General features: G+C 64.1%; 13 protein-coding genes. 3 read left to right on the top strand and 10 right to left on the bottom strand.

Annotation, left to right across the window (positions count from 1 at the left end; genetic code table 11):
• Nucleotides 1-23 precede the first annotated feature (23 nt).
• From tsaD to LDN85_RS15185, 6 genes are read right to left on the bottom strand one after another with little or no spacing between them, the layout of a single operon-like run.
• The gene (gene tsaD, locus LDN85_RS15160; protein ID WP_223943450.1) at nt 24-1,169 is read right to left on the bottom strand and encodes a tRNA (adenosine(37)-N6)-threonylcarbamoyltransferase complex transferase subunit TsaD; all 1,146 of its coding nucleotides are present in this window, start codon (nt 1,167-1,169) and stop codon (nt 24-26) included.
• Nucleotides 1,166-1,669, bottom strand: coding sequence for a ribosomal protein S18-alanine N-acetyltransferase (rimI, locus tag LDN85_RS15165; protein ID WP_223943451.1), 504 nt, complete (start codon nt 1,667-1,669; stop codon nt 1,166-1,168). The genes tsaD and rimI overlap by 4 nt, the downstream gene beginning before the upstream one ends.
• Nucleotides 1,669-2,340: a tRNA (adenosine(37)-N6)-threonylcarbamoyltransferase complex dimerization subunit type 1 TsaB gene (gene tsaB, locus LDN85_RS15170; RefSeq protein ID WP_223943452.1), complete on the bottom strand. Its 672-nt coding sequence runs from the start codon at nt 2,338-2,340 to the stop codon at nt 1,669-1,671. The genes rimI and tsaB overlap by 1 nt, the downstream gene beginning before the upstream one ends.
• Complete coding sequence (tsaE, locus tag LDN85_RS15175) at nt 2,340-2,924, bottom strand: tRNA (adenosine(37)-N6)-threonylcarbamoyltransferase complex ATPase subunit type 1 TsaE (RefSeq protein WP_223943453.1); 585 nt, start codon at nt 2,922-2,924, stop codon at nt 2,340-2,342. The genes tsaB and tsaE overlap by 1 nt, the downstream gene beginning before the upstream one ends.
• A complete protein-coding gene (alr, locus tag LDN85_RS15180) occupies nt 2,921-4,192 on the bottom strand; it encodes an alanine racemase (RefSeq protein ID WP_223943454.1) in 1,272 nt (423 codons plus the stop codon). The genes tsaE and alr overlap by 4 nt, the downstream gene beginning before the upstream one ends.
• Nucleotides 4,193-4,251: 59 nt before the next feature.
• Nucleotides 4,252-5,346 (bottom strand): carbohydrate kinase family protein, encoded by a 1,095-nt coding sequence (locus LDN85_RS15185; RefSeq protein WP_223943455.1) that lies wholly within the window; start codon nt 5,344-5,346, stop codon nt 4,252-4,254.
• A 66-nt stretch (nt 5,347-5,412) separates the two neighbouring features.
• Between LDN85_RS15185 and LDN85_RS15190 the strand changes: the two genes are divergently transcribed.
• On the top strand, nt 5,413-6,807 hold the full coding sequence (locus LDN85_RS15190) for a 6-phospho-beta-glucosidase (RefSeq protein ID WP_223943456.1): 1,395 nt from the start codon (nt 5,413-5,415) through the stop codon (nt 6,805-6,807).
• On the opposite strand, the gene LDN85_RS15195 is transcribed toward LDN85_RS15190, so the two are convergent.
• The gene (locus tag LDN85_RS15195) at nt 6,788-7,306 is read right to left on the bottom strand and encodes a GNAT family N-acetyltransferase (protein WP_026539852.1); all 519 of its coding nucleotides are present in this window, start codon (nt 7,304-7,306) and stop codon (nt 6,788-6,790) included. The genes LDN85_RS15190 and LDN85_RS15195 overlap by 20 nt on opposite strands.
• A gap of 137 nt (nt 7,307-7,443) precedes the next feature.
• Between LDN85_RS15195 and mshA the strand changes: the two genes are divergently transcribed.
• Together mshA and LDN85_RS15205 are read left to right on the top strand one after the other, a co-directional pair.
• Complete coding sequence (gene mshA / locus LDN85_RS15200) at nt 7,444-8,688, top strand: D-inositol-3-phosphate glycosyltransferase (RefSeq protein ID WP_026546274.1); 1,245 nt, start codon at nt 7,444-7,446, stop codon at nt 8,686-8,688.
• Nucleotides 8,689-8,790: 102 nt separating this feature from the next.
• Nucleotides 8,791-10,479 carry a formate--tetrahydrofolate ligase gene (locus tag LDN85_RS15205; protein WP_223943457.1) on the top strand — a complete coding sequence of 563 codons (1,689 nt, stop codon included), beginning with the start codon at nt 8,791-8,793 and terminating at the stop codon, nt 10,477-10,479.
• Between the two features lie 224 nt (nt 10,480-10,703).
• Here the strand turns inward: LDN85_RS15205 and LDN85_RS15210 are convergent, their stop codons facing one another.
• The 3 genes from LDN85_RS15210 to treZ form a co-directional block, all read right to left on the bottom strand.
• Entirely contained in the window at nt 10,704-11,789 is a 1,086-nt protein-coding gene (locus LDN85_RS15210) for an inositol-3-phosphate synthase (RefSeq protein ID WP_026539849.1), read from the bottom strand.
• A 170-nt stretch (nt 11,790-11,959) separates the two neighbouring features.
• Nucleotides 11,960-12,997, bottom strand: a complete 1,038-nt coding sequence (gene mgrA, locus LDN85_RS15215; RefSeq protein ID WP_223943458.1) for an L-glyceraldehyde 3-phosphate reductase — start codon at nt 12,995-12,997, stop codon at nt 11,960-11,962.
• An 80-nt stretch (nt 12,998-13,077) separates the two neighbouring features.
• Entirely contained in the window at nt 13,078-14,847 is a 1,770-nt protein-coding gene (gene treZ / locus LDN85_RS15220; RefSeq protein ID WP_223945474.1) for a malto-oligosyltrehalose trehalohydrolase, read from the bottom strand.
• Nucleotides 14,848-14,876 lie beyond the last annotated feature (29 nt).

A 14,876-nucleotide genomic window follows, 5' to 3' on the forward strand; every position in this document is an offset into this window, starting at 1 on the left:
ACCGTCCTGCGAGGGAGCGGAACCTAAGCGGGCACTGACACCGTGGTTACCGGCATGGAGGAATCGGGGGCAAAGCCAATTCCGCTCGGCCCAACACCTGCCATGATCAGCTGGGCCCCAAGGGCAGCCACCATGGCGCCGTTGTCCGTGCACAGGTCCAACGGAGGGACGTGGAGGGTGATCCCGGCTGAAGCACAGCGCTGCCCGGTCAGTTCCCTTAGCCGGGAGTTCGCTGCCACTCCACCACCAAGCAGGACATCAGTGATGCCATGTTCCTTGCACGCCAGGACGGCCTTGGAACTGATGACGTCCACCACGGCTTCCTGGAAAGCCGCAGCAATGTCTGCCACGGGCACTTCCTCGCCCCGGGCCTCGAACTGTTCAACGCATCGGGCCACGGCGGTCTTCAAGCCGCTGAAGGACCAGTCGTAGCGGTGCGGTCCCTTCTCCCCGGCAGTGCCCATGTACTTCGGCTGCGAGAGGCCCCGCGGGAAACGGATGGCTTTGGGATTGCCCTGGCGTGCCAGCTTGTCGATGGCCGGTCCACCCGGGTACCCGAGGCCGAGGATGCGGGCCACTTTGTCATAGGCCTCCCCTGCGGCATCATCGATGGTTGAACCCAGCAGCTCCACGTCGTCAGTGATGCTCCGGATACGCAGGATTTCCGTGTGCCCACCCGATACCAGCAGTGCCCCGAGGTTCTTCGGCAACCTCCCGGCACCCAGGCCGGCGGCAGCACCGGCGTCGTGCTTGCCATCCTGCGCCGACTTGCGATCAAGGAGCCCCACACCAACATGCGCCACCAAGTGGTTGATGGCATACAGCGGCTTGCCGGTGGCAACGGCCAGCGCCTTGGCCGCGCAGACACCCACCATCAACGCACCGGCAAGGCCCGGACCCGAGGTGACAGCAATGGCATCAATCTCGTCCAGGGTGACGCCGGCTTCCTGCAGCGATTCCTGCAACGTGGGCACAAAGGCGTCCAGGTGGGCGCGGGAGGCGATCTCGGGGATGACCCCGCCGAAGCGAACATGCTCTTCCATGGACGAGGACACGGTGTTGGTCAGCAGCTTGGTGCCCCGCACGATCCCGACGCCGGTCTCATCGCACGAGGACTCGATGCCGAGCACCAATGGCTGCTTGGGCAGTTCCGGATTAGCGCCGCTCACGCTGTTGCTCCTTCGTGGGGTTTATTCAGTTCAAGCCGCATGATCAGGGCATCGGTGCCGTCCCGGTAGTAGCGGGGACGGACATGGATCTGCTCGAAACCGAAGCGCAGGTACAACTGCTGGGCTCGGGGGTTGTCCGCCCGAACCTCCAACAGCACATCAGCGGCACGCCGGCGCCGCGCTTCGGTGATGAGTTCGGTCAGGACAGCGGAGCCGATGCCCTTTCCTTCGAATTCAGGCACGACGGCGATCGTCTGGACGTCCGCGATCGGTTCGATGCACATCAATCCGGCGTAAGCCACGATCTCCCCCGCGACCTCGGCAACTACATAACGGCGGGTTTCGGGCTGCGCGAGTTCGTCGAAGAACATCTGCAGGGGCCAGGCATCCACAGGGAACAGCCGGCGTTCCAAGGACTCCACTACCGGGATATCGGCCTCTGTCATGTCCCGCAGGGAAACCCCTGAGAGCTCAAGCTTGGGTGAGACTATTCGTCCCATCAGAGCGCACGCTTCCGGGGCCCGGGCACCTGGGCATCGGATTCCCGCAAGTACAGCGGAGTGGAGTCCAGCAACGGCTCACCGGCCGCGAGCTTAGCCAAGGCGAACTGGCCCAGTGAGGCTGCGTGAGGCTGGGCTGTGGAGAAGTCCTCGTTGGCCTTCAGGACATCGGCATACAAGCCTGCTCCGGCACCAAAAACCGGCAGGTCCGGAAGGTCGGCGGCAAACCCCACGTGCGGTCCGTCAACAAGCACCGGCAGCTGGCCGTCGGCCAGCGTGTATCGCGCCCAGTAGACCTCCTTGCGCCTGGCATCCGTGGCCACCAGGAACTCGGCAGCTGCAGCGGTGGACTCCGCCACCTCCAAGGCAATCGCATCAAGGCTCATCACGCCATGCAACGGCTTGTTCCAGACGAAAGCCAAGGTTCTGGCAGTGGCGATTCCGGAGCGCAATCCCGTAAAGGGGCCAGGACCTACGCCGGTGACGATCGCGTCGATATCGGCGCCCGTGACGCCCGCTCCGGCCAGGAGCTTTTCAATGCTGGGAGCCAGGACTTCGGCATGGCTGCGGGTGTCCTCCGTAGCGAAGGAATCCACCACGCCCTCCATGGCGTCGTCGGAAATCAGCGCAGCACTTGCAACCGCTGAGGTATCAATGGCCAGGATCAGCATCAGTTGCTCCTCTCCTGTGACGCGGTTTCAAGGACTCGCGGGGCCTCGGCCCAGCGGGGTCCGTATCCACGGAAGACGAGGGTGCGGGGCTCGTCGTCGTCATCGGTATCGAAGTCCAGGACGTCGCCGCCTGGTGGGTTTGTTGTTGCCTGGCTCTCCCCACCAACAGATCTGTGCAGGTCAATCTCCAGGCGGCTGTCCGAGAGGTGCTCCACCCTGTCCCGGCCCCACTCCACCACAGTGACAGCCGTGTCCAAAGTGTTCTCCAGATCGATGTCGTCGATTTCGGCTGAGGATTCCAGCCGGTACGCATCGACGTGGACCAGGTCCGGACCACCGGGCCGCGGTCCGTCAGCAAGGTTGGGGTGGATGCGTACCAGCACAAACGTGGGGGAAATGATGCCCGCACGTACGCCCAGGCCTTCGCCCAGTCCTTGGGTGAACGTGGTCTTGCCTGCACCCAGCTCGCCGGTCAGGACCAGGAGGTCCCCGGCCTCAAGTACCTCACCCAAGGCTGCCGCGAGGGCGTGCGTCTGCTCCGCCGTCGTGACCGTCAGAGTGCGCTCCCACTGCGGTTCGCTCACAGCGCTGCCGTCTCTGTGGCTTGGTTGGCAGCCTTGGTTTGGTTGGCGTCCTTGTGGACCTCGGCCGGGGGCGGCAATTCGTTGACGTAGCTGCGCGGGACCCGGGGGCTGATGCGGGTGACGATTTCATAGTTGTTGGTTCCCGCGGCCGCAGCCCAATCGTCAGCCGTGGGTCCGCCGTCGGCACCGTCGCCAAGCATGACGGCCTCGGCACCCTTGAACCCTGCTGCCTCTTCCGGCGTCAGCGCTCCGAGGTCAACCACCATCTGGTCCATGGCAATCCTGCCCACCACAGGGTAGTTGACGCCATTGATGCGGACAGGACCGCCGGTGCCAACGCGCGGAACTCCGTCGGCGTACCCCAGCGGGACCAGGCCCAGCGTGCTTTCCCCGCTGGTGCGGTAGTTCAGGCCATAGGAGACACCCTGGCCTGCCGGCACCTTCTTGCAGTTGGAGAGCAGCGTGCGGACCGTCATGGCCGGGTGCAGGCCAAGTTCCGCGGAGGTAGCGCCCTCAAAAGGCGAAAGTCCGTAAATGCCGAGGCCAACACGGACCAGGTCGAAGTGTGAGTCCGGGCGGGACAGTGTGGCCGGAGTGTTGGCGATATGCCGTACTTCCGTGTCCACCCCTGCATCCTCGGCCATGGCTATCGCCTCGCGGAAGACGGCCAGTTGCTCATCGGTTTCGGGACGGTGCGGCTCATCAGCCACTGCGAGGTGCGAGAAGATACCCACCACGCGCAGCAGGCCTTGGTCCTGGTATTCCATGGCCTGGCCCACCAACTGGTCCCAGTCGGCAATGGTGCATCCGTTACGGCCCAGCCCGGTGTCCACTTTCAAATGAACCCGCGCAGGCCGTTCCTGTTCACGCGCTGCCGCCACTACGGCGTCCAGCTCCCAGCCGGAAATTCCGACGTCGATGCCGGCGGCGACTGCCGCTTGGAAGTTGCTCTCCCGGGTGTGCAGCCAGGCCAGCAAAGGAGCATCGACCCCGGCGGCGCGCAAGGCGAGTGCCTCGGAAATGTGCGCGACGCCCAACCAGGCGGCCCCGGCGTCGAGCGCTGCGCGGGCTACTTGGACGGCCCCGTGGCCATACGCGTCAGCCTTCACCACAGCCATGACCGAAGCGGGAGATGCGATGGCGACGAACTGGCGAACGTTGTGCCGCACGGCTTCGAGGTCGATCACGGCGGAGCGTTCCAGCACCGCCGACTTTGCTATGGAGGCTTTCGACCCGATACCGATATCTGCAGCTGCTTCGTAAGTCACCCTAGAGATTCTAGTAGGGCCGGTGAATTCGGGTTAACTGCGCGCTTTCCCGGCCCTCGCTACTGTGCGTCCGACAAATGTGCGATCGTTGCCCTGGCCCGGCGCTGGGCTTCGGCCGGGATGTCCTTCACGATCGGTTCCAGGAACGCGAACCGCCGCAGCCACTGGCTGGACTGGCGTTCCTTCCGCGCGTTGGCCCGCTGCCACCAGTCGGCGATGTCCCCCCACCCGGGGGCCGCCAACGAGCCGCCCACCTCCTGGACCGCCAGCGAGGCGCACAGGTTGGCGAAGCGAAGCCGGTCCCCCAGCCTCCACCCCGCCAGGCATCCCACAATGAACGCCGCCCCGAAGCAGTCGCCCGCGCCGGTGGGATCGTAGGCGGAGACCGGGAGGGAGGGCACCCATTCTTCCTCGCCGGTCTCCGAGTCCACGGCAACGGCGCCCTGCGGTCCGAGCGTCACCACTGCTACGGGAACGCGGTCTGCCAGGGAGTACAGCGCAGCCCACGGGTCCGCTTTGCCGGTGAAGGCCATGGCCTCGGGCGCATTGGGCAGGAAGGCATGGAAGTTCTCCAGCAAATCCAGCCGGCGTTCGGACCACTCCCCCGTAGGATCCCACCCCACTACGCCAAAGAGTTTGGTGCCGGAATCCTTTGCCGCGAGCATCCACGGTTCCAGTTCTTCGCCGAGGTCAGCGACGGCGGCGAGCGCCTTGGGTGGTTTGCCCATCAGTTCGGAGGAACTGATGGGCGCCGGGTGCCCGTTGGTGACCATGGACCTGTCCTGGTTCACGCACAGGGAAACGGTGACGGGCGAGTGCCAGCCCGGAACCTTTCGCGACAATGACAGGTCCACGTGTTCCTGGCTTTCAAGGATCTGCCAGTTGTAGTCGCCATAGCCGTCATCCCCGAAGGTCGCGGCAAGGTTTGTACGCAAACCCAGCCTGGCAGCGGCGATGGCTTGGTTGGCCACCCCGCCGGGGCAACTGCCCATCCCCTCGCTCCATACCTCCGTGCCGGGTTCGGGCGAGTGCGGCAGGCCAGTGAAAATAATGTCCTGGAAGACCGTTCCTGTCAGGAGGAGGTCGCAGTGCTGGTCGGCATCGGAGCGCAGGGAAGCCAGTGGATCAAATCGTCGCTGGGGCATAGCGTCCATGCATCGCAGACTACGCCGATCCTCGCGGGGCTGCATAGATCCGTAAGGCCTGCATAGACTTCGGTCATGCGGCTCATGATCGCCGGTGGCGGCGGCTTCCGGGTACCCCTTATCTACAGGGCCTTGTGCGTGGGTCCCTTCGCGGGGCTGGTGGACGAGCTGGTGCTCTACGACGTGGACGAGGCCCGCCTGGCAGCCATTGAAGCGGTTGTCCGCGACATGGCCTCCGAGGAAGGTTCCGCGCCCGTCGTCGTGGTTTCCTCTGACCTGCCGGAGGCCCTGGCCGGAACGGACACGGTGTTCGCGGCAATCCGTCCCGGCGGCACTGCCGGGCGGATCGCCGACGAACGCGTGGCCTTGGATCTTGGCCTGCTGGGCCAGGAAACCACCGGCGCGGGCGGGATCTCCTATGCGCTGCGGACCATTCCCCGCATGCTGGAACTCGCCGAAGCGATGCGGCAGCATTGCCCCGAGGCATGGCTCATCAATTTCACCAACCCCGCAGGCATGGTGACCGAAGCTTTGGGCCCGGTGTTCGGACGCAAGGTGGTGGGCATCTGCGATTCCGCCGGGGGCCTGGTCCATCGGGCGGCACGTGCTGCCGGCACCCCGGTGGCAGAAGGAAGTCTCGACGGCGTGGGCTACTTCGGGTTGAACCATCTCGGCTGGCTGTATCGGCTGGCTCCCGGCGGGCGGGACCTGCTGCCCGGGCTGCTGGCGGACCACGCTGCGCTCGAGACCATCGAAGAAGGCAGGTTGTTTGGGCAGCACACCCTGCTGCAGCTTGGCTGCCTGCCCAACGAATACCTGTACTACTACTACCAAACAGCCCGGGCCACCGATGCGATCCGCCGGCAGCAGGAAACCCGGGGTGCATCAATCCACCACCAGCAGAGTTCCCTCTACCCTGCCCTGGTGCGGGCAACTCATCCCTTTGAGCTGTGGGACAGTGCCCGCAGGTCCCGGGAGGAAGGCTACCTGGCTGAAGCCCGTACGCACGGTGAGCAACGGGACGAGTCCGACTTGGCCGGCGGTGGCTATGAGCGGGTAGCACTGTCCGTGATGCGGGCGTTGTCCGGGGGTGGATCTGCCCAGCTGATCCTGAACGTTCCCAACGCGCCGGTCTCGCCTGCTGGTCCGGCGGGCAAGGTGGCCGTGCCCGGGTTGCCGGCCGACGCCGTCGTCGAGGTTCCCTGTGAGGTGACGCCCGACGGCGCGTGGCCGCTTGCGCAGGAACGGCCGGGCGGCCAATTCCTCACCCTCATGCAGCACGTCAAAGAGGTGGAGCGGCTGACCATCCGTGCTGTGGTGCACGGCGAGCGCAGTGCTGCCGTTGATGCCTTCGCGGCGCACCCTTTGATCGGAACGGCGGAGCTGGGAGAACAACTCCTCACCGGATACGAGGCAGCGTTTCCCGAACTCGCCCGGCTGTGGAGGTGGCCTACAGCTTCCGGTACATGACGTGCAGGCCCACGTAGCCGATCTCCGGATGATCGAATGCCTCAGGCACCGTCGCCAGGATCCGGAAGCCCATGGACTGCCACAACCACACCGCCCGGACGTTGCTCTCCACCACGGCGTTGTACTGCATGGCGTAGAAGCCTGCAGCCTTCGCTTCAGTCAACGAATAGGCGCAAAGGGCGCGGGCAACACCTTGGCCTGAGTGGTTGGCTCCCACCATGTACCCGGCATTGGCTACATGACTGCCGCCGCCGGCCTGGTTGGCGTGGAACTCTCCTGTTCCAAGGATCACGCCCGAGTCCCTGGCTACGGCCACGAACGTCTGGCCGGGAGCGTCTTTGATCCACTTGCTCCGGGCCGCTTCCTCGGACGTGTCACGGTCCCAGGTAAAGGTCTCACCGGCACGGATCACCGGTTCCAGGATGGCCCAGATCCCGGGCCAGTCCGCGGGGATGGCTTGGCGGATGTCGAAAGTCTGTTCTTCGCTCACAGCCGCCACGCTAGCAGCCCCGTCCAGCGGTGGTGCTGCCCGCAGCTGTGTGTTGGCACCTTCGGAGGCAGTGGACGGCAGGAGTAGTGTTTTCTGCAGGGCAAAGGCGTGTTTGCTGTTTTGCTGTTCGTGTCAGGAGGAATGCGGTGCCGTTGATCCGTCGTGTGGCGTTCCTGTCCTTGCATACCTCCCCCATGGAGCAGCCAGGTGCCGGAGATGCCGGTGGGATGAACGTCTACGTGCGGGCCCTGGCCATGGCGCTGGCGGAGACCGGGGTGGAAGTGGAGATCTTCACCCGATCCACCAAAGCCGGCCAACCCGCCGTCGAACATCCAGGTCCCGGCGTCTGCGTCCATAACGTCATGGCGGGGCCTCGCCGCAAAGTCCCCAAGGAAGAGCTGCCGGCCCTCCTGCACCAGATGGTGGAACAGATCGACATGATCCGCGGCAGCCAACTGCACGGCCGCTACGATGCCATCCATTCACACTATTGGGTGTCCGGCGTGGCCGGGCTGGAACTGTCAGGGCTATGGGGCGTGCCGCTGGTGCACACCATGCACACCATGGCCAAGGTCAAAAATCTTGTCCTCGAATCCGGCGAACGCCCCGAGCCCCGGCGCCGCGAAGAGGGCGAACAGCGGATCGTCGACGGCGCTACCCGGCTGGTCGCCAACACTCCAGCCGAGGCCGAGGAACTGGTTTCGCACTACGGTGCCGATCTTGACCGGATCGACGTGGCCCCGCCCGGCGTCGACCTCAAGGTCTTTACGCCCTCGTTCCGGCGGAAGTCACGGTCCCTGCGCGGAGTCAGGCCGGACAGTTTCCATATCCTCTTCGCCGGGCGGATCCAGCGGCTCAAAGGCCCCCAGGTGTTCGTCAAGGCCGCTGGGATCCTGCGCAAGCGCCGACCCGACATCGATCTCGAGCTGACCATTCTGGGCTCCCTCAGCGGTGCCAAGGACTTCAATCTCCAACACATCATCGACGACGCCGGACTGGCCGACGTCGTGACGCACCGCCCGCCTGTGGTGGCACCTGAACTGGCGGGTTGGTTCCGCTCCGCAGACGTCGTGGTCATGCCCTCTTTCAGCGAATCCTTCGGTTTGGTCGCTTTGGAAGCACAAGCGTGCGGTACACCAGTGGTGGCCACCAACGTGGGCGGACTGTCACGGGCCATTTCCGATGGCCGGACGGGCATGCTGGTGGACGGGCACGACCCCTCCGACTGGGCAGACGCCTTGGAGGACCTCTACGACGACGTCCAGACCCGTGAAGACATGGGACGGTTGGCCGCAACCCACGCCGAATCCTTCGGATGGCAACGGACAGCAGCCATCACGCTTGAAAGCTACCGCGAAGCAGTGGGCGGCCTGCTGGTTCCCCGGCGCTGAGTCTTCGCCGGTTCGGCCGTCTCGACTGGTAGATTGACGCGCACAGCGAACCAACGCCTGCAGCACCACCCCGCTGCCGGCATACCCAGCCAAAGGACGACGATGTCTGAAAACAAGGTCCTGTCCGATCTTGAAATTGCCCGCAAAGCCACTATCCAGCCCATCGTGGACATTGCCCGACGCGCAGGCATCACCGAGGACGCCCTTGAGCTGTATGGGCCCTACAAGGCCAAAATCAATCCGTCAAAGCTGGTTTTTCCCGCTGGGAAGACCCCCGGCAAGGTAGTACTGGTGTCCGCCATGTCCCCCACCCCGGCAGGCGAAGGCAAGTCCACCACCACCGTGGGGCTGGCCGACTCCCTGGCCCGCGCAGGGCACAACGTGATGATTGCCCTTCGCGAGCCCTCCTTGGGGCCGATCCTGGGGATGAAGGGCGGAGCCACCGGCGGCGGGTACTCCCAGGTGCTTCCCATGGACGACATCAACCTGCACTTCACCGGCGATTTCCATGCGATCACCTCCGCGAACAACGCGCTCATGGCCCTGGTGGACAACCATATTTTCCAAGGCAACGAACTCAATATCGATCCCCGCCGCATGACATTCAAACGCGTGCTGGATATGAACGACCGCTCGCTGCGGGAAGTGGTGATCGGCCTCGGCGGACCTGTTCAGGGCGTACCGCGGCAGGACGGCTTCGACATCACCGTGGCCTCCGAAATCATGGCGGTCTTCTGCCTGGCTAAAGACCTGGACGACCTCCGCGCACGGCTGGGCCGGATCACTTTTGGCTACACCTACGATCGCTCGCCGGTCACCGTAGCGGACCTCGGTGTCGAAGGCGCACTGACCATGCTGTTGAAGGACGCCATCAAACCAAACCTCGTCCAGACCATCGCCGGAACCCCTGCATTGGTCCATGGTGGCCCGTTCGCCAACATCGCCCACGGCTGCAACTCCCTGATCGCCACCAGCACGGCCATGCAGTTAGCCGACATCGTGGTCACAGAAGCCGGGTTCGGGGCAGACCTCGGCGCGGAAAAGTACATGGACATCAAGGCGAGAATCGCCCAGGTGGCGCCATCCGCCGTCGTAGTGGTGGCGACGATCCGCGCCCTGAAGATGCAGGGCGGGGTCCCCAAGGACCAACTCAGCGAACCCAACGTCGAGGCCGTTGCTGCCGGGGTGGAGAATCTTCAGAGGCATGTCCGCAACGTGTCCAAGTTCGGCATCTCCCCCATTGTGTCCATCAACAAATTCGCCACGGACACCCCGGAGGAACTGGAGTGGCTGCTCGACTGGTGCGCCGCGGAAGGCGTCGAGGCCGCCGTCGCCGATGTCTGGGGCCGGGGCGGAGGAGGCGACGGCGGTGACGGTCTTGCTGGGAAGGTTGCAGCCGCCTTGTCCGCGCCGTCGGACTTCCACCACCTCTACCCGCTGGAGATGCCTGTGGAGGACAAGATCCGGACCATTGTGCAGGAGATCTACGGGGCGCACGGCGTCGACTTCTCGGTTCCGGCCCTGAAGCGACTGGCGGAGATCGAGAAAAACGGTTGGTCCGACTTCCCTGTCTGCATGGCCAAGACCCAATACTCCTTCACCGATGACGCTTCCAGGCTCGGCGCTCCCAAGGGTTTCACGGTGCACGTCCGCGAACTGATTCCCAAGACCGGCGCCGGTTTCATCGTGGCGTTGACCGGTGCTGTCATGACCATGCCGGGACTGCCCAAGGAACCGGCCGCGATGCGCATGGACGTGGACGCCGACGGTCAACCCACCGGCCTCTTCTAACCCGCTCTCACATCCCCTGCCCTCCAGACCCACGCTCTCTCACATCCCCTGCCCTCCAGCCCCACGCTCTCTCACATCCCCCTGCCCTCCAGCCCCACGCTCTCTCACTCTCTTGAGAAAAGGGAGCGAGCGTCGGCCCCAAACCGGAAGGACGTGAGAGAAGGTTCGGGAAACGACAAACGCCCCCGTAATGGATACGGGGGCGTTTGGTAAAACGGGAGTGTTTAGCGCTCGATGTCGCCGCGGATGAAGGCTTCGACCTTATCGCGGGCGAGGTCGTCGTTGAACTGCTCCGGGGGCGACTTCATGAAGTAGCTGGACGCGGAAAGCAGCGGGCCGCCGATGCCGCGGTCCAGGCCGATCTTGGCCGCACGGATGGCGTCGATGATGACACCTGCCGAGTTCGGGGAATCCCAGACCTCAAGCTTGTATTCAAGGGACACCGGTGCGTCGCCGAAGTTGCGGCCCTCGAGGCGCACGAAGGCCCACTTGCGGTCGTCCAGCCAAGCCACGTAGTCCGACGGCCCAATGTGGACGTCGTCCGCGTGCAGTTCGGCCTCAACGTTGGAGGTCACAGCCTGGGTCTTGGAGATCTTCTTGGATTCCAGGCGGTCGCGCTCCAGCATGTTCTTGAAGTCCATGTTGCCGCCGACGTTGAGCTGGTAGGTGCGGTCCAGCGTCACGCCGCGGTCTTCGAAGAGCTTGGCCATGACGCGGTGCGTGATGGTGGCACCGATCTGGCTCTTGATGTCATCGCCCACGATCGGGATGCCGGCCTCGGTGAACTTGTCAGCCCATTCCTTGGTTCCTGCGATGAACACGGGCAGGGCGTTGACGAACGCCACACCGGCGTCGATCGCGCACTGGGCGTAGAACTTTGCAGCCTGGTCCGAGCCAACGGGCAGGTAGCAGACCATGACGTCGGCCTTGGCCTCGCGCAGCGCTGCGACGATGTCCACGGCTTCCTCGGGTGCCTCAACGATGGTCTCGCGGTAGTACTTGCCCAGGCCGTCGAGCGTGTGGCCGCGCTGGACCGTTACGCCGGTGGCGGGAACGTCGGCAATCTTGATGGTGTTGTTTTCGCTGGCGCCGATGGCGTCGGCCAGGTCCAGTCCAACCTTTTTGCTGTCAACGTCGAAAGCAGCAACGAACTGGACGTCGTTGACGTGGTACTGGCCGAACTCGACGTGCATCAGACCCGGGATCGTGGCCTTGGGGTCAGCGTCGCGATAGTACTGAACACCTTGGACCAACGATGCAGCGCAGTTACCTACGCCGACAATGGCAACACGAATCGGATGTGAAGACACGGAACTCCTCTTGAGACTAAACCTCATATGCCAGGCGCAGCCCTGACTGAGTCCAGGGCACGACTGATTGGCACGGCGCCATTCGGCGCACTCTTGCATTGTAACCAACACAGCAGGGGCCGGCTTTGTTCCCGGCCGGCCCCTGCAGTTTTATGGCGGTACTTTGGAGGCTACTTCCCCGCCCAAAGGTTGATGTCCGACTCCACAGCGAATTCGTCAATCGCCGTCAATTCATCCGTGGTGAACTCCAAGTTGCTGATGGCGCTGAGCGTGTCTTCAAGCTGGGCGACGCTGGACGCACCAACAAGCGCAGAGGTCACCGGGGAGCCCTTGGGCTGGTCACGCAGAATCCAGGCAATGGCCATCTGGGCGAGGGTCTGCCCACGTCCCTCAGCAATGGCATTCAAGCCCCTGACCCGGTCCAGCTTTTCCTCGGTCAGTTGGGATTCGGAGAGGAATCGTTCCTTCGCCGCCCGCGAGTCGGCCGGAACACCGTTGAGGTAGCGGTTGGTCAGCATGCCCTGGGCCAAGGGCGAGAACGCGATGGAGCCTGCCCCCACCTGGTCCAAGGCCTCGTAGAGATTGGGGGATCCGTTCTCGGTCCACCGGTTCAGCATGGAGTAGCTGGGCTGGTGAATCAGCAGTGGCGTGCCGAGTTCCTTCAGTATCCGGGCAGCCTCGATGGTCTGCTCGGGTGTGTAGGACGAGATTCCGGCATACAGCGCCTTGCCGGACCGGACCGCGTAATCCAACGCGCCCATGGTCTCTTCCAGCGGCGTCTCCGGGTCCGGGCGGTGGCTGTAAAAAATGTCCACGTAGTCCAGGCCCATTCGCTCCAACGACTGGTCCAGGCTGGAGATCAGGTATTTCCGGGATCCCCACTCACCGTACGGGCCGGGCCACATGTAGTAGCCGGCTTTGGTGGAGATGACCAGTTCATCGCGGTAGGGCTTGAAGTCATCCTTGAGGTGGCGCCCGAAGTTGGTCTCCGCCGACCCGTCGGGCGGGCCATAGTTGTTGGCGAGGTCGAAGTGGTTCACACCAAGATCGAACGCCCGGCGCAGGATGGCACGCTGTTCGTCAAAGCGCTTGTCATCGCCGAAGTTGTGCCAGAGGCCCAGCGAAATGGCAGGGAGCTTGAGTCCGCTGCGTCCAACACGGCGATAGGGCATGGTTTCGTAGCGGTTTTCCGCAGCCGAATAAGTCATACGTACCATCCTGCCACTGCGCAAACCGGGGTGACGGCGCCGTCCGCTATGTGGGCGCCGTCACCTTCAGTTTGGAAGACTTACTGGACGCGCACGACGGCGGCGCTTCCGCCGGGAAGCGTCAGCGTCCCCTCGTCCAGGACTGCTTCGCCGTCAGTAGCCAGCAGGATGCTGCCGCTCAGTGGCGTCCCGAGTGCATCGTCGCCGAAGTTGCAGATCACACGGACAGTGCCTCGGGACATCTGCAGCCAGTGTTCGTCGTCGTCGAACTCAACCGAAGTCTCACCGAAGCCGCCGTCCACCAACTCGGGAGTGTCCCGGCGCAGCTGTGCTAAATCCTTGTACAGCTGCAGCAAGCGGGCGTGGTCTCCCTCGCCTGCTTCATCCCATTTGAGCTTGGAACGCTGGAACGTCTCCGGGTCCTGTGGGTCGGGCACCACAGCGGGGTCCCATCCCATGCGTTCGAACTCCTTGATCCGCCCTTCCGCTGTGGCCTTTCCAAGCTCAGGTTCCGGGTGGGAGGTGAAGAACTGCCACGGTGTGGAAGCTCCGAACTCCTCGCCCATGAACAACATAGGCGTGAAGGGGGACGTCATGGTCAGCACTGCCCCAATGGCCAACTTTCCGTATGACAACGACGCCGTGAGCCGATCACCGGTTGCCCGGTTGCCGATCTGGTCGTGGTTCTGCAGGCAGACTACCAGTGCCGACGGGTGGGCAAGGTCCCGCCGGATAGGCCGGCCATGATGCCGCCCACGGAAACTGGAGTAGCTGCCATCGTGGAGGAACCCACGTTCCAGGACCTTTGCCAACACGGCCAGTGAGTCGAAGTCCGCGTAGTAGCCAGTGGTTTCGCCACTGAGGTTGACGTGCACTGCGTGGTGGAAATCATCGCTCCATTGGCCTTCGAGCCCGTAACCGTTGTCCTTGCGCGGGTAGATGAGCCGCGGATTGTTCAGGTCCGATTCGGCGATCATTGTCCGGGGAACCCCGGTTTCGGCTTCGACCTCATCACCCAGTGCCCCGAACTCCTCGAGGATGTGCACGGCGCGCTCGTCACGCAAAGCGTGTACCGCATCAAGGCGGAGCCCGTCCACGTGGTAGTCCCGCAGCCACATGGCCGCGTTTTCCAGGATGTAGCGCCGGACGTCGTCCGAGCCGGGGCCGTCGAGGTTAACGGAGTCACCCCAGGTGTTTCCCTCCCCCGACTTCAGGTAGGGACCGAATTTGGGCAGGTAGTTCCCACTTGGCCCAAGGTGGTTGTAGACAACGTCCTGGATGACGCCCAAGCCGGCAGCATGGGCGGCATCAACAAAGCGCTGGTACGCTGCCGGGCCGCCGTAGGGCTCGTGGACCGCGTACCAAAGAACGCCGTCGTAACCCCAATTGTGGACGCCGTTGAAGCCGTTGACCGGCAGCAACTCAATGAAGTCCACACCGAGGTCCACCAGGTAGTCCAGTTTGGCGGCGGCAGCATCCAGTGTCCCTTCAGGGGTGAAGGTGCCCAGGTGCAACTCGTAGATGACAGCTCCCTTGAGCGGCCGGCCCTTCCACCCGGAGTCCTGCCACTGGTGGACGGAGGGATCGAAGGTGACGGACAAACCGTGAACGCCTTCCGGTTGCCGCCTCGAACGCGGGTCCGGGAATGGCCCCTCGCCGTCCACGATGTACCCATAGGGCACGCCGTCGCCTTCCTGGCCGGGCGCCTCAGCGGGCGCCCGCCACCAACCGGGGGCGGCGGCGTCGTGGTGTTCCATCGGGTATTCGCGCCCGTCGGCAAGAAGCCGGACCGAATCAGCGTTCGGCGCCCAGACGTCGTAGCGGTTTTTTCCAGCAGCGTGCTCCAGCATCATGCTCCCTTATGCGTGTTCAAGCGTGC

The organism is Arthrobacter sp. StoSoilB20 (assembly GCF_019977295.1).
Taxonomy (GTDB): Bacteria; Actinomycetota; Actinomycetes; order Actinomycetales; family Micrococcaceae; genus Arthrobacter; species Arthrobacter nicotinovorans_A.

What these genes read in the sequence shown, in the direction of transcription:
- rimI (WP_223943451.1), bottom strand. Translation starts at nt 1,669, where the DNA reads ATGGGACGAATAGTCTCACCCAAGCTTGAGCTCTCAGGGGTTTCCCTG.
- tsaB (WP_223943452.1), bottom strand. Translation starts at nt 2,340, where the DNA reads ATGCTGATCCTGGCCATTGATACCTCAGCGGTTGCAAGTGCTGCGCTG.
- LDN85_RS15185 (WP_223943455.1), bottom strand. Translation starts at nt 5,346, where the DNA reads ATGGACGCTATGCCCCAGCGACGATTTGATCCACTGGCTTCCCTGCGC.
- LDN85_RS15190 (WP_223943456.1), top strand. Translation starts at nt 5,413, where the DNA reads ATGCGGCTCATGATCGCCGGTGGCGGCGGCTTCCGGGTACCCCTTATC.
- LDN85_RS15205 (WP_223943457.1), top strand. Translation starts at nt 8,791, where the DNA reads ATGTCTGAAAACAAGGTCCTGTCCGATCTTGAAATTGCCCGCAAAGCC.
- mgrA (WP_223943458.1), bottom strand. Translation starts at nt 12,997, where the DNA reads ATGACTTATTCGGCTGCGGAAAACCGCTACGAAACCATGCCCTATCGC.
- treZ (WP_223945474.1), bottom strand. Translation starts at nt 14,847, where the DNA reads ATGCTGGAGCACGCTGCTGGAAAAAACCGCTACGACGTCTGGGCGCCG.